Here is a 22289-nt window from a genome sequence, read left to right as displayed (position 1 = left end):
CCTCTGTTCTACGGCATTTGAGCATAGGCCGGAAGTGTCAGGAATTCGGCAAAGTCGTCGTCCAGCGCCACTTCCTTGAACAGGGCCGTCGCCTGGCCGTACAGCTTCTCGTCGTAGCCGGGCTCCTCGGCGAGCTTGGCCAGCTCCTCCGAGATGATCTGCTCGACCAGCTCCTTCGTCACCTGCGCGCCCGTGTCGGCGAGCGTGATGTCGTTGTGGATCCACTGCCAGATCTGCGAGCGCGAGATCTCGGCCGTGGCGGCGTCCTCCATGAGGTTGTGGATCGCCACCGCGCCCAGACCGCCCATCCACGCGGCCAGATAGCGCAGCGCCACGTCCACGTTGTTGCGCAGCCCGGCCTCGGTGATCTCGCCCGGCGTCTCGGAGACGGCCAGCAGCGCGGCGGCGGTCACGTTGACGTCCTCGCGCAGCCGGTCGAGCTGGTTGGGGCGCGACCCCAGCACGCCGTCGAACACCTCACGGCACACCGGCACCAGGTCGGGGTGGGCCACCCATGACCCGTCGAACCCGTCGCCCGACTCGCGCGTCTTGTCCGCCCGCACCTTCTCCAGCGCCACCGCGTTCACCTCGGGGTCGCGCCGCGAGGGGATGAACGCCGCCATGCCGCCGATGGCGTGCGCGCCGCGCTTGTGACACGTGCGCACCAGCAGCTCGGTGTACGCGCGCATGAACGGGGCGGTCATCGTGACCGCGTTCCGCTCGGGCAGCAGGAACTCGCGGCCCCTGGTGCGGAACTTCTTGATCACGCTGAACAGGTAGTCCCAGCGGCCCGCGTTGAGGCCCGCCGAGTGGTCGCGGAGCTCGTACAGGATCTCCTCCATCTCGAACGCCGCCGGGTAGGTCTCGATGAGCACGGTCGCCCTGATCGTGCCGTGCGGGATGCCGAGGAGCTCCTGTGCCCTGGTGAACACGTCGTTCCAGAGCCGCGCCTCCAGGTGGGACTCGATCTTGGGCAGGTAGAAGTACGGGCCCTTGCCCTTGTCGATCTGCCGCTTGGCGCAGTGGAAGAAGTAGAGCCCGAAGTCGAACAGCGATCCCGCGACCGGCCGTCCGTCCACCTGCGCGTGCTTCTCGTCCAGGTGCCAGCCGCGCGGGCGCACCACGATCGTGGCCAGCTCGTCGTCGGGCCTGAGCGCGTACGTCTTGCCGCCGGTCTCGAAGTCGATCGCGCGGTCGAGCGCGTCGCGCAGGTTGAGGTGGCCGGTCACGCAGTTTTCCCAGAGCGGCGAGTTGGCGTCCTCGAAGTCGGCGAGCCAGACCTTGGCGCCGGAGTTGAGCGCGTTGATGGTCATCTTCTTGTCGACCGGACCGGTGATCTCCACCCGGCGATCCTCCAGGCCGGGCGCCGGGGGCGCGACCTGCCAGTCGGCCTCCCTGATCTCCTTGGTCTCCGGCAGGAAGTCGAGCATGCCGCCCGCCGACAGCTCCGCCTGCCTCGCCTGGCGCGCCTCCAGCAGCTCCAGCCGCCTGGCGCCGAACTCCCGCTGGAGAGCCGCCACGAAATGGAGCGCCTCCGGCGTGAGGATCTCGTCGAACCGGTCGAGCATCGGGCCGGTGATCTCCATGGGACCTCTTTCCGCTTCGTGGAAAATGAGTTCTGGATTGTGGAAGTGAAGGTACTCCGCCGGTGCTCCCCGGTCAAAGGTTGGGGTTCCCTCGGGGAGTCGTGGGGGGCATCCCCGATGTCTGCCGGGGCGTACCCGGACAGGATTTACGGCATGAAGACCATCGCGATCGCGGGCGGGCTGCTGGCCTCCGCACTGCTGCTGACCGGATGCGGGCTCGCGAGCATCGCGGGACCCGACAACCAGGACACCACGACCTACCAGGTGACGGACAAGGTGACCAAGCTGCAGGTGAAGAGCGGATCGGGGGACACGGTGGTCACCGAGACCGACGGGAACGCCGTCCGCGTCACGGAGACCCTGAACTGGCGCAGCGACGACAAGCCGAAGACCGAGCACAAGGTCGAAGGGGAGGCGCTGCACCTCACGTACGACTGCCCGTCGGACTGGGGCAGCTGCAGCGTCGATTACAAGATCGAGATCCCCAAGGGGCTGGCCGTCGACCTGGACGCGGGCTCGGGCAACATCACGCTCAGGAGCCTGACCGGGCGGCTCGACGCGCACCTCGGCTCCGGCGACCTGGACGCCACGGGGCTGGCGGGCAAGCAGGTGGTCGCCGAGGCGGGGTCGGGGCGGATCGAGCTCAAGTACGCCTCCGCGCCCGACAGCGCAGAGCTGAAGTCCGGCTCCGGGGACATCGTGCTCACCGTGCCCGACGGGACCTATGACGTGAACACCGAGATGGGATCAGGAGACGCGAAGGTCTCGGTCAAGGACGACGGCTCCTCGCCGCACAAGGTCTCGCTGACCTCGGGCTCCGGCGACGTCACCATGTCAGCTGGATAACCGGATGATTGCGGCACGGATCTCGTGCCACCATCGTGGGAAGACACCGAGGTGTCCAGACGTTCCCTAATAGAGATGACACGTATGCACGATAACTCCGCACTCGACTTCGACGAGTTCGAGAACGGCGACATGGACCTCGAGGAGCGCCAGGCGCTGCGCCGCGTGGCGGGCCTCTCGACCGAACTCCAGGATGTCTCCGAGGTCGAGTACCGGCAGCTGCGGCTGGAACGGGTCGTCCTCGTCGGCGTCTGGACCTCCGGCACCGTGGAGGACGCGGAAAACTCCCTGCTCGAGCTCAAGCTCCTGGCCGAGACGGCCGGCTCGCAAGTGCTCGACGGGCTCATCCAGCGCCGCCAGAGGCCGGACCCGGCCACCTACATCGGCTCCGGCAAGGCCCTCGAGCTCCGCGACGTGGTCGAGTCGACCGGCGCCGACACCGTCATCTGCGACGGCGAGCTGGCCCCCGGCCAGCTCCGCCAGCTCGAAGAGACGGTCAAGGTCAAGGTCATCGACCGCACCGCGCTGATCCTCGACATCTTCGCCCAGCATGCCAAGAGCCGCGAGGGCAAGGCCCAGGTCGAGCTGGCACAGCTGCAATATCTGCTGCCCCGCCTGCGCGGCTGGGGTGGCAACCTGTCCAGGCAGGTCGGCGGTCGCGCCGCGGGCGGCGTCGGCATCGGCGGCCGCGGCCCCGGTGAGACCAAGATCGAGCTGGACCGCCGCCGCATCCGCGAGCGCATGGCCAAGCTGCGCCGCCAGATCAGCGGCATGTCCACCTCGCGTGACACCATGCGCTACCAGCGCCAGCGGCGCGAGGTTCCGGCCGTGGCCATCGCGGGCTACACCAACGCGGGCAAGTCCTCGCTGCTCAACCGGGTCACGGGGGCGGGCGTGCTGGTGGAGGACGCGCTGTTCGCCACCCTCGACCCGACCGTGCGCCGGGCGCGCACGCCGGAAGGCCGGCTCTTCACGATCGCCGACACCGTGGGCTTCGTGCGGCACCTGCCGCACCAGCTCGTCGAGGCGTTCCGCTCGACGCTGGAGGAGGTGGCCGAGGCCGACCTGATCCTGCACGTGGTGGACGGCTCGCACCCCGACCCCGAGGGGCAGCTGGCCGCCGTACGCGAGGTGCTGGCCGACATCGACGGCGCTTCGGACGTACGCGAGATCGTCGTGATCAACAAGGCCGACGCGGCCGATCAGGACGTGATCGACCGGATCATGCGGCGCGAGCGCGACAGCGTCGTGGTGTCGGCGCGGACCGGTCGCGGCATTCCCGAGCTGATGGCGGTCATCGAGCGGGAGCTGCCTCGGCTGGATCACGAGGTTCACCTGCTGGTGCCGTACGACAGGGGGGATCTGATCTCCCGGGCGCACAAGGAGGGTGAGGTGCTCTCCGTGGACCACGTGGCGGACGGCACGATCCTGCACGCCCGCGTGCTGCCCAGCCTGTGGCAGGAGCTGGAGCGGGTGGGCAAGCCCGTGGAGCGCGTCTCCTAGCCCCTGGGCTGTTCATGGCCGGGCGGCCTCATCAGCGAGGTATGGTGGGGACGCCCGGCGCGAAGTCGCCTTTGGTGAGGGTGACTGTCGCCGCAAAGTACGCATGCCTGCCCAAAAGCGTCAGTGGTCCTTGGACCCTGGGGTTGCTACCATTGGCCAAACCCATCGGCGGGTTTTCTGGTTTTTCGGGTTCTAGGTTTCGGACGATGACTGTAGGTGTCGAAGTCGTCAACGGGGGCCGTGGGGGCGACGTAGAGCTGGGTGACGGTTGGGATCAGTGGTCTTTCTTCCGAATAACCCTGTACAGCGAGCCCGGCTGTGAAATAACGTAACTGAACTGAAATCGCTGGATCATGGCTCCGGCGATACGGTCACCGCACAACCAATGCGGATGAGAGCAGGAGACCCCCCATGTCGTCCGGACCCGGAGCGGACTCAGTGGGCGCGGCACAGGCCGTGCGCTGTGCGCTGCACTCATGCCGGTGCGCGGGTGGGGAATCACGCAGGGCGGTGATGCGGTGACCGTTCGATTGCTGACCAACATCGGCCGCCTCTGGACCGGCAACGAGGTCCTCAGCAACGCGGCCATCCTCGTCCACAACGACCGCATCGCGTGGGTCGGGCGGGCGCCCGACCTGCCGCAGAGCGTGCCTGGAGTCGTCGACGACATCGTCGACGTCGACCACGTCGAAAACCTGGGCGGCGCGCTCGTCACGCCCGGTCTCATCGACGCCCACACCCATCCCGTCTACGCCGGCAACCGCTACGCCGAGCTGGCCATCCGCACCGGCGGCTCCACCTCGGCCTCGATCACCGCGGCGGGCGGCGGCGTGGGCTCGACCGTCACCGTGACGCGCGGCACCGACCCGTGGACCCTCTGCAACGGCGTGCGCGAGCGGCTGCGCGGCTGGCTGCTCAGCGGCACCACCACGGTCGAGGCCAAGACCGGCTACCACCTCACCCGCGACGGCGAACTGGCCGACGTCCGGCTCCTGCGCGAGCTGGAGAAGGAGCCGATGATGCCGCGGGTGCACGTCACCTTCCTGGCTGCGCACGTCGTGCCGCCCGAGTACTTCGGGCGGCAGCGCGAATACGTCGAGGCGGTGGGCGCCTGGTGCGCCGACGCCGCCGCGGCGGGCGCCGACAGCGTCGACGTCTACTGCGACGAGGGCCACTTCACCACCGAGGAGTCCCGCTGGGTGCTCGCCTCGGGGCGCAACGTCGGCCTGCTGCCGCGCATCCACGCCGGCATCTTCAGCCGCCGCGGCGCCGTCCAACTGGCCGCCGAGCTCGGCTGCGCTTCCGCCGACGGGCTGCACCACATGTCGGACGAGGACATCGCGATCATGTCCCGCTACGGCGTGCCCGCCGTCGTCTGCCCGGCCACCGCCCTCCAGCGCGGCCACCTCCCGCCGGTCCGCCAGATGATCAAGCACGGCGTGCAGATCGCCCTCGGCAGCGACCACAACCCCGGCTACTGCGGCATCACCTCGATGTCCCTGGTCATCGCCATGGCGGTGTCGGCGTTCGGGATGAGCGTCAACGACGCCCTGCGCGCGGCCACCCTCGGCGGCGCCACCGTCCTGGGCGCTCCCGACCGCGGCGTCCTCGCGCCGGGCCGGCTGGCGGACATCGTGCAGTGGGACGCCGACCACGAGGGCGCCTTCGCCTGGTCCTTCGGCCTGAAGCCGCGCCGGGTGTGGCGGGGTGGGACGCCCGTTCAGTAGCTAGTCTCGGGTTATGCCGCCCTTGGTCGCTGTTGTCACTGATTCGACGGCTTATCTGCCGCCTGTGCCGGGTGTCATCGTGGTGCCGGTACAGGTGATCGCCGGGGGTGTGTCGTACGACGAGCCCTCGTTCCGGATCGACGGCGCTTTCTCTGAGGAACCCCGCTTCGGGATCGGCAGCTCTGGGATCGGCGGCTCCGGGACGGGCGGTTCTGGGACGGGCGGTTCTGGGACAGACGGCTCCGGGACAGACGGCTCTGGGACGGGCGGCTCCGGGACAGACGGCTTCGGGATCGGCGGTGCACCGTCGGACGAGCGTCCCTCGGGCGAGGCCGAGCCTTTGGGCCGGGCTGAGCCTTGGGACCGGGTCCAGCCCACGGGCGGTGGGCCCGCCCACGAGAGCTCTCCCCACAGCGGCGCGCCCCACCATGAGAGGACCAGCACGGGGAGATCCGGCACCGAGAGGACCGACAACGGGGGATCCGGCAACGACGGAGTGCGTGGAGTGCGTTCGGGCGGCGGCTACCGCCGCGATGCGGGCTCCTTCATCGGCGACCTCGCCTCCGCCAGCACCTCCCGCCCCTCGCCGGAAAGCTTCGCCTCCTGCTACTCCTCCCTGGCTGCCTCAGGCGCGACCGGGATCGTCTCGATCCACCTCTCCCGAGAGCTCTCGGGCACCGTCGAGTCCGCCCTGACGGCCGCCGCCCAGGCACCCGTTCCGGTGGAAGTCATCGACAGCCGCTCGATCGCCATGGGCCTCGGCTACCCCGTCCTGGCCGCCGCCCGCGCTGCCGCGAGCGGCGCCTCCCTGGAGGCGGTGACATCGGCCGCCCGCCGCTGCATGGAAACCACCCAGACGTTCTTCTACGTCGACACCCTCGACTACCTGCGGCGCGGCGGCCGCATCGGCACCGCCGCCTCCCTCGTGGGCTCGGCCCTCATGATCAAGCCATTGCTGCACATCGTGGACGGCCACATCTCACTCCTGGAAAAGGTCCGCACGTCGTCACGCGCCATCGCCCGCCTGGAGGACCTGGCCGTCCGTGCGGCGGGGGAGGGGCCTGTGGAGGTGGCCGTGCAGCACTTGGGAGCAAGGGAACGGGCCGAGGCACTGGCAGAGCGCCTGCCGAAGCGGCTGGCCGGTCTGGTGGAGCTGCGGGTGGTGGAACTCGGGGCGGTGATCGGCGCCCACGTGGGCCCCGGCACGCTCGGCCTCACCGTCATGTCGTGCGACTTTTAGCTCCTTGACGTTCAGCCTCGTGATCGAACGGGTCCGGTGGGGCGGGCCGAGGACGGGCTCGGTGACGTGGTGCGGGTGTTGGGGGAGTGGCAGTGCGACGGAGCTCCCGCGATCGCGCGCGACCTGGAGTACACCAACCTTCGGCCGTAAGCTCGGCATCTCGAACGGGCCGTCACCCTTGGAGCCGGCAAGGAGACAGGGTGCGCAGCCTGCGCGACCAACACCGGCATGTGAATCCGAACGGAATCCGGCGTAAGCGCGATCGGAAGAGAGGAAACGCAGGGTGCTCGCTGACCTGCGTGAGTCGCGTTAACGCCGGATTCCGTGCCAAATTTCCGTGACCCCGAGGCCGTGGGTCACAGGCTGCGGGCGGTGATGTCGCCGTTGGAGGTGGTGGCGTGGATGTCGAGTCCGGCGGTGCCGTCGTTCTTGAGGGCGTTGGTGATGCGGCCGTGGCTGGTGCCGGCGTCCAGGGTCGCCGAGACTCCGCCCGCGGCGGCGATCGAGATGTCGCCGGACTGGGTGCGGAGCACGACCTTGTCGCCGGTGGCCTCGGCGATCCGGATGTCGCCCCGTGCGGTGCTGATCTCCGCCGGGCCGCCCAGCCGGCCGACCTCGACGTCGCCGTCGGTCGCGGTGAGGCGGAGGCTTGCGGTCTCGTCGAGCTTGATCTGGCTGTACGCGCCTTCGAAGGCGACGTCGCCGAGGCGGCCGACGGTCCGGAGTTCGGCGCTGGCCGCCTTGGCCTCGATGTGGGAGCCGGCGGGCAGTTCGACCGTCACCTCGATGGATCCGGACGGGCCGAGGTACTGGTTCTTCACCGGGGTCTCGATCCGCAGGACGCCGTCGGCGTATTCGACCGTGGTCTGCTCGGCTGCCTTCACGTCGCGGCTCTTTGCGGCGTTCGCGGGCCGGATCTCGACCGCGGTGTCGGCCCGGTCGGCGGCGATGAACTGCACGCGTCCCGCGGGGATGTCCAGGACGGCGGAGATCGGGGCGGGGGTGTCGAACTTGTGCATCATGTGCTCCTTGTGCTGCGTTGTTTCGATCTTGCGAGGCCCGGCCCGGCGTGGCGCTCATGGCATTCCATGAGCGCCGCACAAGGCTCGGGGGTGAGTTCTGCGCGGCCCAGTTCGCGGCCCCGAGGCCGCATCGCTGAACCGTTCATGGCGTCCACCATCGCCGACCGCGCTGATACCGGGCTGTCGCCGTCCTGACGCCGCCGCTGACATACGGCGGGAAGCAGCCGGCCGGGCATGACCACCGTGGCCGCGTAGTGAAAGTGGTTCTCGGCCCAGGCACGATGGTGCCGCGGGCGGTGCGCGGCCGGCAGCAGCGTCACCGCGGCATCGATATCGGCCGCCGGCGCGGTCGGGACTGCCTCGATGTTTCGGGACGATTGCTGCCTGCGAAAACGCGATTTTGATGAGGTGGTTCCTGATCGCTGGCGTGAGGAGCGCGCCGACGCTCTTGGCCTGCAACGACGACGCATCCCACGCCCGAGCAGGCGATCCCTTGGCCGGCTTCGACGTCCCCGACGGGTTCGTCGACCGGTTGTGCCTGCTCGGCCCCGTCTCTACTGAGTCTGCTCGGCCCCGTCAGCTCGCGGCCTTTCCGCCGCAGAACACCTGATTGAGGAGCTGGTTCAGTGCCTCAGGGAACACCTTCGCTTGATCGACTGCGGCGTCCCCGCCCGTGATCGAGGCAGTCATGGTCTTCTTGCCGTCGGGCGTGCTGTACATCAGCGCCGCATAGCCATTGTTGCTGCCGTTGTGGTTGAGGACGGTGCCGCCGCAGTTCGGGCCCATGTCCTGTACCCACACCCCCGAGGCCGTAGCGGCCGTAGAGGGCGTCGCTCTTGGGGTGCGGCTTGCGCATCTCGGCCAGCAGCCGGGCCGAGATGAGCTTGCCGCTGTTCAGTGCGGAGAAGAACGTCTGGAGATCCTCGGTGGTCGAGATCATGTCCCCGGCGGCGGAGATCCAGGTGGGGTTCTGGCGGCTGACGTCGACCACCTTCCACTGGCCGGGGGCGTCCTCATACCGGTGGTAGCCGTGGGCGTGCGGCCCACGGATGTCCGTCCGGGCACCCGGCAGCTCGGTGTGCCGCAGCTTGAGCGGCTGCAGGATCCGCCGCTTCATCTCCCTTTTCGTAGGAGCCGGTGACCTTCTCAATCAGCAGCTTGGCCAGCACGTAGTTGGTCACGCCTGAGCTAGCCAAATTTGGCTAGAGAGGGGATCGGCGATACCATGCCCCAAGGCTAGCCAAACTTGGCTAGACGAAGCCAGGAGGTTTGATGAAGTCGGTACGGCTGCTGGTGCTGGGAGCGCTGCGTAGGCGCGGACGCGCACACGGCTACCAGGTCCGTGCGGATCTTGAGTCGTGGGGTGCGCACGAGTGGTCCACGGCCACGTCGGGATCGGTGTACCACGCTCTCAAGAGCATGGCCCGCCAGGGCCTGCTGGTGACGCACGAGACGGTCCCCTCGGAAGCCGGGGGCCCGCCGCGGATCGAGTATGAGCTGACCGACAAAGGCGAACAGGAGTACTTCACCCTCCTGAGCCAGGCCCTCGCCGACCGCGAGCCGAGCCTTGACGTGCTGGGCGCTGCCGTCGGCCTGATCGAGGACCTTCCCCGCCAGCGTGCCCTGCAGATGCTGCGCGAGCGAGCCCACGCGATGCACGAGTGGCGCACGAGCATCACCTCGCACCTGCCTGCGGATACCGATCTGGACACATGGGGGCCGATAGGCGAGGTCCTGTCCCTGTGGTTGACCACCGCCGACACCGGCGCCCGATGGACCCACCGGCTGATCCGCCGCCTGGAAGAGGGCGCGTTCACCATGGCCGGCGAGGACCCTGCACCCGCGCAGCAAGTCGAATAGCGGCCCCACGCCTTACCGCCTCTGGGGCCGGGCGGCCGCGATGGCCCCGCCGACCACAGCAGCCCACCTCATCGGAACGGAGACCCCATGGCCAACGAGATCGCCATACCGTTGCTTCCCTGCCGGAACATCGATGAGATCGTCGAGTTCTACACCATGTTGGGCTTCACCCGGATCTACTACCAGGTCCGCCCGAACCCGTACGTCTCGCTCAAACGCGAAGACCTCCAGCTGGACTTCTTCGGCATGCCAGAGGGCTTCAAGCCCGAGGACTCCTACGGGACCTGCGTGGTCATCGTGCCCGACACCGGGGAGCTCTTCGAGGCGTTCGCTGCGGGCATGCGCGAGGCCCACGGCAAACTGCTGGTCGCCGGGATCCCCCGGATGACCCGGCCCCGAAAGCGCAAGAACGCCGAGAACCATTCCGGATTCACCGTCATCGACCCTGGCGGAAACTGGATCAGGATCATGGCCGCCAAACCCGCGCCCGCCCAGAAAGAGGCGGCCTCCGGCAAGCTCACCACGACTTTGAACAGGGCGGTCGTGATGGGCGACTCCCATGGCAAGCACGTACGCGCGGCCCAGATCCTGGACGCGGCCCTGGAACGCGACAAGGACACCGCGACGGCGGCCGAGCTGCTCCAGGCGCTGGCCTACCGCGCCGAGCTCGCGCTCCGCGCCGAGGACCCCGCCGCCGCCGGCGACGTCCTCGCTCGGGCACGCGCGCTCGCCCTCTCCGAAGCCGACCGTGACAAGCTCGCCGACACCCTGGCCGCACTCGACGACATGGAGGCCGTTCTGCGGCCCTGACTTACCCCGGTCCCGGACCGCCGCGGGCAAAGACCGGACTCCGGCGCTGATCAGAACCATGATCTGCTCCCAGACGACATGCCATGGCGCGGAGAAGAAGGGGATTTTCCGCGAGTGCTACCGGGACCTTTGCGGGCGGACGGCCCGCGCACCCCCCGCTGGGATCCCAGGTCGGTTGTCCACAGCGCTCTCGCTCGTCGCCTGCCCCATCCCCAGAACGCGATTCGGGACCTCGACGATGGCCGCTGAGGACTTACGTTCACTGCCGTGCGAACCCCCGACCCCATGGCAGAGCGGACCATAGCCGAGTCCCGGCTACGGTCGATCAACGCGCCTTCCCGCCGCTCCCGCCACTCTCTCGGTCGGCGCGCCGGTGGCGCGAGCGAGCCGGCCGAGGCCCGGCCGAAAGGCCACGACGTTCCACCTGAGCCTCGGGGAAGAGGCCGCCAGGCTGGACGGCCCCCGTACACCCCCCAGGAGGGTGGCCGCCAGGCCGGGCGGCCTCAGGAGGGAAGCCGCTGGGACGTCATCGCCGGCTCAGATGTCGCCGTGGCCACATCGCCTGCGAGACGTGGGTGGGACGACGCCACCTCACCCACATCCCACGAAAGCCGCGAACGGCACCCAAACGCTTCAATCCCATCTCACCGAAAGAGCGGCAGGCCCGCCCCCATGCCACCCTCCTTTCCGGCATTCCGCGCAGCCATCGCCGCCCAGGCCCCAGCCCTCGACCCAGGCAAGCCCGGCCTCCGGGTCCTGCTGGCCGTGGGCGCGCTGGCCGCAGCCATCGCCGCCTTCTTCCTCTGGCGCGCCCAGCCCTCACCAGAGCCCTTGCCGCCCCCCACCCCGATCGCCGCACACACCACGCCATCACCGACATCCGCGGCCAAAGTGACTGTCCATGTCACTGGCAAGATCCACAAACCCGGCGTCTACCAACTCCCTTCAGGCTCCCGAGTCACGGATGCCGTGACGGCAGCAGGGGGCGTGTCACGCGGCGCCTCCACCGGCTCGCTCAACCTCGCCAGACGCCTGATCGACGGCGAGCAGATAGTCGTAGGCGGCGCCGCCGGCCAGGCGGCCCCCGGCTCGCCCATCACGGACCCGGCCGTCTCCGCCGTTCTCGACCTCAACTCCGCCACGACGGACCAGCTCGAACAACTTCCAGGAGTAGGGGAGGTCCTGGCAGCCCGCATCGCCGAGTTCCGCAACGCCCACGGCGGCTTCGCCACGGTCGAGCAGCTACGCGAAGTGAGCGGAATAGGCCCACGAAAGTTCGACGAGCTCAAGGCAAGGGTCCGCGTCTGACATGGCCACCACCCGTCCAGCGCGTACGAGCCTGCACAACGACAACACTCCATTCGACGGCGACCGGGCTGACGACGGGAACGACACGAATCCCGGAGCAACCGGCACCGCCCAGCGCAGCGGAAGCGGCATCGGTCGGGGTGGCGGAAGTGGCATCGGTCAAGGCGGTGGAAGCGGCACTGCTCAGCGCAGCGGGAGTGGCATCGGTCTGGGCGGTGGAAGTGGCGTCGGTCGGGGCGGCGGAACCGGCACCGTCCTGGACGCCGGAACCCATGCCGTCCAGGACAGCGGTAGGCGTGAGCAGGCCTGGCCCCTCATCCTCCCCGCGCTGGCCGCTTGGGCGAGTGCCCTAACCCTGCTCGGGTGCTCCGCCCGCACAGGCCTGATCGTCGCCATCTCCGCAGCCCTGACCGCCATGGCCGTCTCCTGGCGCGCCCGGCCCGTACGGTGGCGCGCCCAGTCCGTGGCGTGGCGAAGGAGGAGTGACACCGACCGACCCGCACGGAAGGCAAACACCCCAGACCATCGGACGTGGCGACGACCTTGGCCCGCACCTCTCGATCACCTCGACCACCTCGACCAGATCGACGAGATCGACCAGACCGAACACTTCGACCACCTCGACCAGGCCGACCAGGCCGACCAGGCGGAGCAGCACACAAGCACACCACCTCGATGGGTGGCACGACGACCAGCTCACCTAGCTCCATGGCGCAACATCATCATCGCCACGCTCATCTGCGCCGCCGCAGCCGCGGCGTCGGTCGCCTTCCGAGTCCACGCCTTGACCACCGGCCCCGCAGCCGACTTGGCCAAGAAGAACACCTCCGTAAAGGCCCAGATCGCCCTAACAGACGACCCCAAAAAGAGACAAAACAAAAGCGGCCACTTCAACCAAGAGAGCTACGTGACCCCAGCCACCCTGGAGCTCATCCACACAGCCGGTACCCGGCAGACCGTCAACGTCCCCATCACTGTCTTCGCCAACGGACACGACTGGAGCACCTTTCTCCCCAGCCAGCGCCTCGAAGTCACCGGTCGCCTGGCCGGGCCGAGTCCGGGCGACCTCGTTGCAGCCATCCTCCTGGTGCAAGGCTCACCCCGAGTCCTGACACCCCCGTCCGGCATCCAGACGGCGGCGGGTGCCCTCAGAGCGGGCCTGCGAGCCGCCGCCGACGCCCTCCCCGCCGACCAACGAGGCCTCCTGCCGGGCTTGGTCGTCGGCGACGTCTCGCGCATGGACCCTCAGGTCGCGGCCGACCTCAAGGAGGCCGGCCTGAGCCACTTGAACGCCGTAAGCGGTGCAAACCTGGCAATCGTTGCAGGCGCTGCCCTCGCCCTCTCCCGTCTCCTCGGCCTCTCCCTCCCTCTAAGAGCTGTCTTCGCCGCCATCGCGATGCTCGCGTTCGCTGTGGTCGCTCGCCCATCCCCGAGCGTCCTCCGTGCCCTCCTCATGGGCCTGGCGGCAGCCATCGCTCTGGGCACCGGCCGCTCGAAGGACGGTCTGGCGGCCCTGTCGGCAACGGTCCTCCTCCTGGTGCTGTTCGCCCCGGAGCTGGCCCGTTCGTACGGCTTCGCCCTTTCTGTCGCGGCCACCGCCGGAATCCTCATCCTCGCCCCACGCTGGCGCGACCGCCTGTCATCGCCGAGAGACGAGGGCGGTTCGCCGCGGGACTGTGGTCTGGCCCGGGAACGCGAAGGTCATCGGTGTCACGAGAGTGGTGTGTCATCGGATGGCGGCGGTGCCAAGGTGTCATGCCGGTTGCCGCGTTGGATGGCCGAGGCTGTTGCAGTGCCGGTGGCCGCTCAGGTAGCGGTGACACCCGTTCTCGTGCTGATGTCGGGACAACTGACCCCCGTCGCGGTGGTCGCCAACCTGCTCGTGGCTCCGGCGGTGGCGCCTGCGACTTTGCTCGGGTTCGGCGCCGCTCTGGTGGCGCCCGTATGGCCGGAGGGGGCCAGGCTTCTGGTGATTCCGGCGGGTTACGCCGTCGGGTGGATCGTCACGGTGGCCAGCTGGGCGGTCAACCTGCCCTTCGCCACCGTGCCGTGGCCTGGCGGCCTTCCGGGATTGGGGTTGCTCCTGGTCGCGGTGGCGGTCGCGATCCCGATCCTGCGGCGGCGTGCCTGGAGGCCGGTGGCGCTGACGGTGGCCGGTGCTGCCTTGGTGACGGTGCTGGTGATCCGGCCCCTCGCCGGGGCGTGGCCGCCCGGGGGCTGGCTGATGGTGATGTGCGATGTCGGCCAGGGGGACGGTCTTGTCGTGGCGGCGGGACCGGGGCGAGGTGTCGTGGTCGACACCGGGCCCGACCCGGTCGCCATGGACCGGTGCCTGCGCAGGGTCGGCATTGACGACGTACCCCTGCTGATCCTCACCCACCCGCATGCCGACCACGTGGACGGCCTCCCCGGCGTGCTCAGGAACCGGCGCGTCGGAGCCGTGGTCGTCAGCCCGCAACGGACAGGCGCTCGTTCCAGCGCTCACGTTTCGGCCATGCTGGCGCAGCACCACATACCGGAATGGACGGCCTCGCCGGGGACCCGCTGGCGATTCGGCCCGTCCGAGCTGACAGTGCTCGCCCCCGACCCCGCTCAGAGCGAGACGAACGGGTACGGCGAGGGCAGCGCGATCAACAACTCCAGCGTGGTCGTCCACGTGCGCTGGCGATCCGGGTCTGTCCTGCTCAGTGGTGATCTGGAAACGGAGGCGCAGGAAGAGCTGTCGCGGCAGGTGGTGCTGCGGGCTGACATCCTCAAGACTCCGCACCACGGATCGAACAGGCAATCCCCGGCATTTCTCTCGGCCGTCGGCGCGCGGGTGGCTCTGATCAGCGTGGGGGCCGACAACGACTACGGCCATCCCGCTTTGTCCACGCTCACCGTCCTGCGCCGGCTGGGGGCAACCGTCTACCGGACCGACCAGTCCGGCGACCTCGCCATTGTGGAGAGGCAAGGGCGGATGGCAGTGGTCCCACGCGGTCCTTAATCCGCCTCGAGGCACGGCGACCCGACGCCCGACGCCCGTGCCTCTCGTGCGGGACTCCGACGCCACGAGCGCACAGGAGCCCGCCCGGGTCGTCTTCCCGGTCGTCCACCCGGGTTTGTCCACCTGGGCGAGGGCTCGTGATCTACCGGGTCGAGTCGGCCGTGTTCTGTCGACCAGAGGCCTGCGGTGGTTGTGCGCGTTCTGTTGGCTCGGTGTCTGCGGTGTTTTGGGGATTATCTGGAGCTTTGGGTGGCTGCGGTGGTTGTGGGCGTTCTGTTGGCGGGGTCTCTGCGGTGATCGTGCGGGTTTGTTGGCCGGGTGCCTGCGAGTGATCGCGTCCGGTTCCGTCAGCGCGGGAGATATCCGTGCAGGAAAGCGCGGACCCCCGACCTGACCATCTCGTCGATCTCCCGATCGTCGGGGACGGCTCCCGGCAAGGAGGGGTTGCTCGCGGAGATCAGCAGCAGCAGGTGCACGGCTGCTCGATCGGGATCATCGACGTGCAGCAGGCCCCGGTCCGCCCACTGCCGTAGATGGCCGGCGAGCTCGCGGCGGACCCGGAGCGGCCCAGTCTCCTGCCAGACGTCGATGACGGCCTGCGGGATATGTCCCGCCTCGGCGTTGATCTGCCTGACCAGGGCGAAGTGCTCGGCGTGCTCGGAGGTCACCGGCCGGGTCAAGGCGCGGCCGAACTCGACGAGGTCCGACTCCAGGTCGGTGATCTTGTGCAGGTGGCGGTCGATGATCGCGACCTGGAACGCGGCGGCCCGGCCGGCGCTCTCCTGGATGACGGTCTGGAAGAGCTCGGTCTTGTCGGCGAAGTGGTTGTAGATGGTACGCGTGGACACGCCGGCTGTGGCCGCGATCGAGTCGATGCTGGCACGGGTGTAGCCGTCACGTGCGAACACCGTCAGAGCGCCGGCCAGGATCGCCCGGCGCTTGTCGGCCAACCCTCCGCGCGGACGTGACGTCGTGGCGTTTCCCCTGCTCATCCCCAACCCCTTCACCTTTTTTGCAGTGAACGTTTTACTTGTTGCCATGCACGTTGTACTTTACCTCATGCCGCTCTTGAATGACCCGAAACGACATGGAAGAGGCAAACACCCATGACCAGGATCGCCATCGTCATTGGCAGCACCCGTCCCAGCCGCAGGACCGCGGTCGTGGCCCGCTGGGTCGCTGAGGTCGCCGCCCGGCACCCGGCCGTCGCGGCCGGCCAGGCGGCCTTCGAGGTCGTCGACCTCGCCGAATACGGGCTGCCTGTGCTCGACGAGCCCGTGCCCGCGCTGTTCGGCGACTACCGCAACGAGCACACCGCCAGGTGGGCGGAGACCATCGCCTCGTTCGACGGGTTCGTCTTCGTCACCCCTGAGTACAACCACTCCTTCCCCGCCGCGCTGAAGAACGCGATCGACTTCCTGTTCGCGGAGTGGAACAACAAGGCCGCCGGATTCGTGAGCCACGGTATGCACGGCGGTACCCGGGCCGTGGAGCATCTGCGGCTGACCATGACCGAGGTGCAGGTCGCCAACGTCCGTACCCAGGTGGCGCTGTCGGCCTTCACCGACTTCGAGATCAGCGACCCGACCGAGCCCGGCGTGATCGCGCCGGGCTCGCACCAGGAGCCCACCCTGGTGCAGTTGCTCGACGAGGTCATCGCCTGGTCCGGCGCGCTCAAGCCGCTGCGCCAGGCCGCCGTCCCCGCCTGACGTGTGGGGCCGTGGAAAGGAGAAGATCTCATGCGTTACCGGTTGCTGGGCCGCACCGGACTGCGGGTCTCCGAGGTGTTCCTGGGGGCGATGACCTTCGGCGAGCAGGGGCTGGGGGCCTCGGGTGACGACGCCCGGCGCATCCTGGACGTGTACGCCGATGCCGGCGGCAACGTCGTCGACACGGCCAACTTCTACGGCGGCGGGCAGAGCGAGAGCATGCTCGGCGAGTTTCTCCAGGGCCGCCGCGACCGGTTCGTCGTCGCCACCAAGTACACCGTCTCACGTGACGGCAGCGACCCCAACGCCGCCGGCAGCCACCGCAAGAACCTCGTCCTGTCGCTGGAGGAGAGCCTGCGGCGGCTGCGTACCGACTATCTCGACCTGTACTGGGTGCACTTGTGGGACCGGCACACCCCGCTCGAGGAGACGATGCGGGCGCTGGACGACGCCATATGCGCCGGAAAAATCCTCTATATCGGCATCTCCGACGCGCCCGCCTGGGTCGTCGCCCACGCCAACACCCTCGCCGACTTGCGCGGCTGGACGCCGTTCGCGGCCCTGCAGGTGCCCTACAGCGTGCTCAACCGCGACATCGAGCGCGAGTTGCTGCCCATGGCCGAGACGTTCGGCATGACCGTCGCCGCGTGGGGGCCGCTCGCGCATGGTGTCCTGTCGGGTGCGTTCACCCGGCCCGGAGGCCCGACGGCGAAGACCCGCGTCTCGCCCGAGTCCATGGGCCCACGTGAGCAGATCGCCGCGCGGGCCGTGCAGAAGGTCGCCGACGACCTGGGCGCAACCCCCGCCCAGGTGGCGATCGCCTGGACCCGGGCGCGCTCGCCGTACGTGCACCCGATCGTCGGCGCCAGGACCGCTGAGCAGCTCCGCGACACCCTCGGCGCCCTCGACCTCGCCCTCCCCGCTGACGCGGTGCGGCGGCTGGACGAGTCCACCGATTTCACGCTCGGCTTCCCCGGCGACTTCCTCGACCAGGCCGGCCCGGTGTTCGGCGAGGTGTCCGCCAGGATCGACGGCAGGTGAGGGCGGTGACCGGAGCACGCTCCCGCCGCGGGCATCCCGGCGTGACGCTGGCCGGGGTGCTGCTCGGCTTCCTCGTCCTGCCGATGTTGATGTCAGGCACGACTGTCGCGCTGCCGCGCATCGGTGCCGACCTGGACGCCTCCGGCGCCGCCCTTCAGTGGGTGGTCGTCGGGTACTTCCTGGCCGCCGCGTCGGTGATGCTGGTGGCGGGCTCGCTGGGCGACCTGTTCGGCCGCCGCCGGGTCTTCGCGCTCGGCGCCGTCGCCTACAGCGCAGGGGCCCTGACCAGCGCCGTGGCCACTGACATCCTGCTGCTGGACGTGGCGCGGACGATGTCGGGCCTCGGCGCCGCCGGGGTGATGGCCGGCGGCGGCGCCATCCTGGGCGCCACGTTCACCGGGCGCGCCCGGACCCGGGCGTTCGGGGCCATGGGCAGCACGGCCGGGGTGGGCATGGCGGTCGGGCCGACCCTTTCCGGATGGCTGGTGGGCGCGTTCGGCTGGCGCGCCACCTTCGCCGCCTTTGCCGCCGCCGGCCTGCTCATCTGGGCCTGCTCCGCGTTCATGGCCGGATCACGTGCGGTCGCCAGGCCCCGGGTGGACGTCGCCGGGTCGGCCGCGCTCGTCGGTGGGCTCGTGCTGGTGATGTTCGGCGCCAACCAGGCCGCTGAGGCGGGATGGGCGAGCGCGGCCGTGCTCGGCCCGCTCGCCGGAGGGCTGCTCCTGCTGGTGATGTTCGCGCTGGTGGAGCGCCGTAGCCGCAATCCCGTGCTGGACCTGGGTCTGCTGCGTGAACGCCGCTTCATGGCCTGGTGCCTGGCCTGCGTGTTCGTCGCGGCCGGGCCTGCGGGAGTGACCACGTTCCTGCCCACCTACCTGCAGGGAGTGAATGGCGTGTCCGCCGAGAGCGCCGGGCTCACCATGCTCATGCTGACCGCGCCGGTCCTGCTCATGCCCCAGGTCGGGGCCCATCTGGTGAACCGGGGGCTGCGGCCCCGGGTGTTGATCACCCTCAGCCTGCTGCTGATCGCGGTCGGAAACGCCTGGCTCACAGTGCTGCATCCCGGTATCGGCCTGCTCGGGCTGCTGGGACCGTTGGCCACGATCGGCGTCGGCATGGGACTGGTGATCGGCACCGTTGACGCCCAGGCCATGAACGAGGTGGCGCAGGAGCGGATCGGCATGGCCACGGGCCTGCTCAACACCCTTCGCGCCGGAGGCGCGACGTTGGTCACCACCCTGTTCGGCACCGCTCTGACCACCTTGCTCCTGGCCCGGACCGGCGACGCCGCGGCCGCCCGGCGGATCGCCGCGGGTGAACTCGCCGGACCAGAGCGGTTGCGGCATGCCCTGCAGTTCACCGAGGCCTGGCACGTCACGTCGTGGTGCGTGGCGCTCGGCTGCGCCGCCGCGGCCGCCATCGTGTGGGCCATGCTGGCCCCGTCCAGAAACCGGGCCGTCATGCCGGCTCACGCATCGCGTGCAAGGGCGAGGTGACCACCCGGAGGAACGCCAGGATCGCGGGCCTGGTCCCGATCCCCCCGCCGGGCCGGAGCCCGTCCCGGCCAGGGCGCCGCCGAGCAGGCGGTCAGCGGCAACGTCTCTCGCACGAGGAGGCGCGACGTTTGCATCGTCGCCGTCCCTGGGGCTACCAGGATGCCTCGACGGGGGCCGTTCCATGAGCCGGGTCGTCGATGGTGCTCCACGGGCACCTTCGAGTACCAGGTTGTCGGTGGCGCATGGCATGCTGCCTGACATGGCGGGAACCGATCCAGCACCTGTGACCCTGGTCCTCGGCGATGAGGAGCTGCTGGCCGAGCGGGCGGTGAGCGGTGTCGTCGCGGCGGCCCGGTCCGTTGATCCGGAGGCCGACGTGCATGACCTCGTCGGCGGGAAGGTCGGGGTCGGGGAGCTGACGCAGCTGACTTCGCCGTCGCTCTTCGGCGATCGGTCGGTGGTGGTGATCCGTTCGGCGCAGGATCTGGCGAAGGACGTCATCGCCGAGGTCGTCGCCTACGCCAAGCAGCCCTCAGGCGACACCGTGCTCGTTCTGGCGCACCCGGGTGGGGTGAAGGGGAAGGCGCTGGTCGACGGGGTGAAGAAGGCCGGGGCCAAGGTGGTCACGATCAACAAGGTCACCAAGGCAGGGGAGCGGCTGGACTTCATCAAGGGCGAGTTCAAGCGGGCCGGGCGGGGCATTGCCGGCGATGCGGCTCAGGCGCTGCTCGACGCCGTGGGCAATGACCTGCGGGAGCTGGCGGCGGCGTGCAGTCAGCTGGTGTTCGACACGGAGGACAAGACGATCGGCGCGGCCGCCGTGGCTCGCTACCACAAGGGCCGGGCCGAGGTGACCGGCTTCAACGTGGCTGACTCCGCTGTCGAGGGGCGCCTGGCTGACGCTCTGGAGCAGTTGCGGTGGGCGCTTGGCACTGGGGTCGCTCCTGTCTTGCTGGTGAGTGCGCTCGCCGGTGGTCTGCGGTCGCTCGCCAAGGTCGGCAGCGCGCCCCGCAACCTCCGTGGCGGGCAGTTGGCCAGCCATGTCGGCATGCCGCCGTGGAAGGTGGATCGGGTCAAGCGGCAGCTGAACGGATGGGGGCCCGAGGGGCTGGCCAAGGCCATCCAGGCCGTGGCCAGTGCGGACGAGCAGGTCAAGGGTGGGGGAGCGGACCCGGCTTACGCGTTGGAGCACACGGTGCAGGTCATCGTCGCCTGCCGCACAGGGCGGTAGCGGGCAGCCCATCCCTCGACGCGGTGCGGTGTGGTTTGCATGAGCGTCGGGGTGCCGCGCCACGGCGTTGGTGGAAGTGGCGGTTTCGGCGTGGGGCGCCCGGGTGCCGGTGGTGGTGAGGCCGAAGGCGCGCACTTCGGCTTCGCCCGGGCTCCGGGGATGGGGGCGGTGGGGCGAGGTTGCTCCCTGGGAGAGGTCAGGCGGTGTGGCGGAGGGAGCGGAAGAACGTCGTCAGCTCCTCCTGCATCAGCTCCGGTTCCTCCAGCGCAAGGAAATGTCCGCCGCGTCCGGCTTCGTTCCAGTGGCGGAGGTCGGTGCAGGATCGTTCGGCGATCGAGCGCGGGATGCCGGACATCGACGGCTCGTGGCTGAGGGTGATGGCCGTCGGCACCGTGATCGGTGGGCGAGGGGTGTTGTGCTCCCAGTCGTAGTACTGCCTGAACGAGGTGCCGATCGAGCCGGTCGCCCAGTACAGCGTCAGGATCGTGAGCAGCGTGTCGCGGTCGAAGCGGGACTCCACGTCGCCGTGGCAGTCGCTCCAATCCCGATATTTGTCGACTATCCACGCAGCCAGTCCGGCAGGTGAGTCGATCAGGGCGGCGGCGATGGTGTCGGGCCGCGTCCCCATGATGGCGCTGTAGCCGCCGTCGAGCTCGTCGTACGCCTCCTCCGCGGCCACGAACGCCTGCTCCTCCGCCGACATCGGCGGCTCCTCCAGCGAGGCGGGGAACGGTGGATGGATCAAGTGGATCCCGGCCACCTCCGCGGGGTAGAGCGCGGCGAGCCACTGGATGGCCGCTCCGCCGATGTCGCCGCCGAAGGCGGCATACCGCTCGTACCCCAGGGTGTCGGTCATCAGCGTGTGCAGCGTATGCGCCATCGCGGCCCGCGTGAGCGGCTCAGCCGGCAGGTCGGAGTAGAGGAAGCCCGGCATGGACGGGATCACGACGTCGAACGCGTCGGCCGGGTCGCCGCCGTGGCGGGCGGGATCGGCCAGGCGCGCCGCCAGGGGGAGCATCTCGAGGAAGCTGCTCGGCCATCCATGGCAGAGGAGGATCGGCATGGGCGCGGGGCCGGCCCCCGGGATCCGTACGAAGTGCAGGCCCTGCTCCCGGTAGTGCGGCAGCGCGTTGAGCTCGGCCTCCCGGGCGCGGTAGTCGAACCCTTCCGCCCAGTACGCCACGAGTTCCCGCAGGTACGCGGGGTCGGCTCCGGCCTGCCAGGGCTGCGCGCCGCTGCGGTCCGTGAACCTGGTCCCACGCAAGCGAGCCCGCAGGTCGTCCAGCACCTCGCCGGGCACCTCGATGCGGAAGGGGGGTTGGGCCACGTATTGCCTCCGATCATCGGAAATTCCTGGACTGGCTTACCACCGGCGGCATGCCTCGCTCAATCGGATCACCGGCGCAGATCGTATTCATCCCGACATGAGCCGTCGAGGTCAGCGGCCGGTTTCCGTCTTCACCAGGAGCCGTTTGAGCAGGCCGTCCAGGACGGCCTGGTCGGCGGGCGAGAGGGCGTTAGCCATGTCGGCCTCCACCTCCGCCCTGATCGTCATCGCATCCATCCAGAGGTCGTGGCCCTTGGAGGTGAGCTCGACGTCCACCCGCCGGCGGTCCTCCGTGCTGCGCACCCGCCGTACCAGGCCCGATCGCTCCAGGGTGTCCAGCCGGCCCGTCATCCCGGCAGGGGAGAGCAGGAGGTCGGCGGCCAGCTCGGACGGGGTGGCAGAGCCGTCGCGTGCGACGAGCCGGTGCAGCGTCTCGAACTCGAAGTCCTGCATCCCCACCTCCTTCAGCGCCGCCTCCTTGGTGTGGGCCAGGTGTTTGACGAGGACCTGCAGCCGCGTCACGATCGCCTCCACCCGCTCGTCGAACGGGGCCTTGCCGCGCCAGCGGGCCAGGTGGCGATCGACCGAGTCCTCCAT

19 protein-coding genes are annotated in these 22289 nt (G+C 69.4%); 12 read left to right on the top strand and 7 right to left on the bottom strand.

Annotation, left to right across the window (positions count from 1 at the left end; all coding sequences use genetic code 11):
- Positions 1 to 8 precede the first annotated feature (8 nt).
- The gene (gene aceB, locus ACIBVN_RS09390; RefSeq protein ID WP_397134399.1) at positions 9 to 1586 is read right to left on the bottom strand and encodes a malate synthase A; all 1578 of its coding nucleotides are present in this window, start codon (positions 1584 to 1586) and stop codon (positions 9 to 11) included.
- 153 nt (positions 1587 to 1739) lie between these two features.
- Between aceB and ACIBVN_RS09385 the strand changes: the two genes are divergently transcribed.
- The 4 genes from ACIBVN_RS09385 to ACIBVN_RS09370 all read left to right on the top strand — a co-directional run bounded on the left by ACIBVN_RS09385 (position 1740) and on the right by ACIBVN_RS09370 (position 6902).
- Entirely contained in the window at positions 1740 to 2432 is a 693-nt protein-coding gene (locus ACIBVN_RS09385) for a DUF4097 family beta strand repeat-containing protein (protein WP_397134397.1), read from the top strand.
- An 84-nt stretch (positions 2433 to 2516) separates the two neighbouring features.
- Positions 2517 to 3935 carry a GTPase HflX gene (gene hflX, locus ACIBVN_RS09380; RefSeq protein ID WP_397134395.1) on the top strand — a complete coding sequence of 473 codons (1419 nt, stop codon included), beginning with the start codon at positions 2517 to 2519 and terminating at the stop codon, positions 3933 to 3935.
- A gap of 518 nt (positions 3936 to 4453) precedes the next feature.
- On the top strand, positions 4454 to 5662 hold the full coding sequence (gene hutI, locus ACIBVN_RS09375; protein WP_349457070.1) for an imidazolonepropionase: 1209 nt from the start codon (positions 4454 to 4456) through the stop codon (positions 5660 to 5662).
- Positions 5663 to 6167: 505 nt separating this feature from the next.
- Positions 6168 to 6902, top strand: coding sequence for a DegV family protein (locus ACIBVN_RS09370; protein ID WP_397134393.1), 735 nt, complete (start codon positions 6168 to 6170; stop codon positions 6900 to 6902).
- Between the two features lie 356 nt (positions 6903 to 7258).
- Here ACIBVN_RS09370 and ACIBVN_RS09365 read toward each other — a convergent pair whose 3' ends face one another.
- On the bottom strand, positions 7259 to 7921 hold the full coding sequence (locus ACIBVN_RS09365) for a DUF4097 family beta strand repeat-containing protein (RefSeq protein WP_397134625.1): 663 nt from the start codon (positions 7919 to 7921) through the stop codon (positions 7259 to 7261).
- Positions 7922 to 8555: 634 nt separating this feature from the next.
- Positions 8556 to 9041: a serine hydrolase gene (locus ACIBVN_RS09360; RefSeq protein ID WP_397134391.1), complete on the bottom strand. Its 486-nt coding sequence runs from the start codon at positions 9039 to 9041 to the stop codon at positions 8556 to 8558.
- A gap of 155 nt (positions 9042 to 9196) precedes the next feature.
- Between ACIBVN_RS09360 and ACIBVN_RS09355 the strand changes: the two genes are divergently transcribed.
- From ACIBVN_RS09355 to ACIBVN_RS09345, 3 genes are all read left to right on the top strand, one after another.
- Positions 9197 to 9784, top strand: coding sequence for a PadR family transcriptional regulator (locus ACIBVN_RS09355; protein ID WP_397134389.1), 588 nt, complete (start codon positions 9197 to 9199; stop codon positions 9782 to 9784).
- Positions 9785 to 9871: 87 nt separating this feature from the next.
- On the top strand, positions 9872 to 10594 hold the full coding sequence (locus ACIBVN_RS09350; protein WP_397134387.1) for a VOC family protein: 723 nt from the start codon (positions 9872 to 9874) through the stop codon (positions 10592 to 10594).
- A 672-nt stretch (positions 10595 to 11266) separates the two neighbouring features.
- Positions 11267 to 11902: a helix-hairpin-helix domain-containing protein gene (locus ACIBVN_RS09345; RefSeq protein ID WP_397134385.1), complete on the top strand. Its 636-nt coding sequence runs from the start codon at positions 11267 to 11269 to the stop codon at positions 11900 to 11902.
- Between the two features lie 349 nt (positions 11903 to 12251).
- Here the strand turns inward: ACIBVN_RS09345 and ACIBVN_RS09340 are convergent, their stop codons facing one another.
- Complete coding sequence (locus tag ACIBVN_RS09340; RefSeq protein WP_397134383.1) at positions 12252 to 12560, bottom strand: hypothetical protein; 309 nt, start codon at positions 12558 to 12560, stop codon at positions 12252 to 12254.
- 249 nt (positions 12561 to 12809) lie between these two features.
- On the opposite strand from ACIBVN_RS09340, the gene ACIBVN_RS09335 reads away from it, so the two are divergent.
- A complete protein-coding gene (locus ACIBVN_RS09335) occupies positions 12810 to 14888 on the top strand; it encodes a ComEC/Rec2 family competence protein (RefSeq protein WP_397134381.1) in 2079 nt (692 codons plus the stop codon).
- Between the two features lie 347 nt (positions 14889 to 15235).
- Here the strand turns inward: ACIBVN_RS09335 and ACIBVN_RS09330 are convergent, their stop codons facing one another.
- Positions 15236 to 15880, bottom strand: a complete 645-nt coding sequence (locus ACIBVN_RS09330) for a TetR/AcrR family transcriptional regulator C-terminal domain-containing protein (protein WP_397134379.1) — start codon at positions 15878 to 15880, stop codon at positions 15236 to 15238.
- Between the two features lie 114 nt (positions 15881 to 15994).
- Here ACIBVN_RS09330 and ACIBVN_RS09325 point away from each other — a divergent pair, with 114 nt between their 5' ends.
- The 4 genes from ACIBVN_RS09325 to holA all read left to right on the top strand — a co-directional run bounded on the left by ACIBVN_RS09325 (position 15995) and on the right by holA (position 20365).
- A complete protein-coding gene (locus ACIBVN_RS09325) occupies positions 15995 to 16597 on the top strand; it encodes an NADPH-dependent FMN reductase (protein ID WP_397134377.1) in 603 nt (200 codons plus the stop codon).
- Between the two features lie 30 nt (positions 16598 to 16627).
- Positions 16628 to 17638, top strand: a complete 1011-nt coding sequence (locus tag ACIBVN_RS09320) for an aldo/keto reductase (RefSeq protein ID WP_397134375.1) — start codon at positions 16628 to 16630, stop codon at positions 17636 to 17638.
- 5 nt (positions 17639 to 17643) lie between these two features.
- Positions 17644 to 19134 (top strand): MFS transporter, encoded by a 1491-nt coding sequence (locus ACIBVN_RS09315; RefSeq protein WP_397134373.1) that lies wholly within the window; start codon positions 17644 to 17646, stop codon positions 19132 to 19134.
- Between the two features lie 259 nt (positions 19135 to 19393).
- Positions 19394 to 20365: a DNA polymerase III subunit delta gene (gene holA, locus ACIBVN_RS09310; protein WP_397134371.1), complete on the top strand. Its 972-nt coding sequence runs from the start codon at positions 19394 to 19396 to the stop codon at positions 20363 to 20365.
- Positions 20366 to 20561: 196 nt separating this feature from the next.
- On the opposite strand, the gene ACIBVN_RS09305 is transcribed toward holA, so the two are convergent.
- The gene (locus ACIBVN_RS09305; protein ID WP_397134369.1) at positions 20562 to 21692 is read right to left on the bottom strand and encodes an epoxide hydrolase family protein; all 1131 of its coding nucleotides are present in this window, start codon (positions 21690 to 21692) and stop codon (positions 20562 to 20564) included.
- A 111-nt stretch (positions 21693 to 21803) separates the two neighbouring features.
- Complete coding sequence (locus tag ACIBVN_RS09300) at positions 21804 to 22289, bottom strand: MarR family winged helix-turn-helix transcriptional regulator (RefSeq protein WP_397134367.1); 486 nt, start codon at positions 22287 to 22289, stop codon at positions 21804 to 21806.

The sequence above is a fragment of the Nonomuraea sp. NPDC049400 genome, from assembly GCF_044466425.1.
Taxonomy (GTDB): domain Bacteria; phylum Actinomycetota; class Actinomycetes; order Streptosporangiales; family Streptosporangiaceae; genus Nonomuraea.
This window is presented reverse-complemented; position numbering and strand designations above follow the sequence as displayed.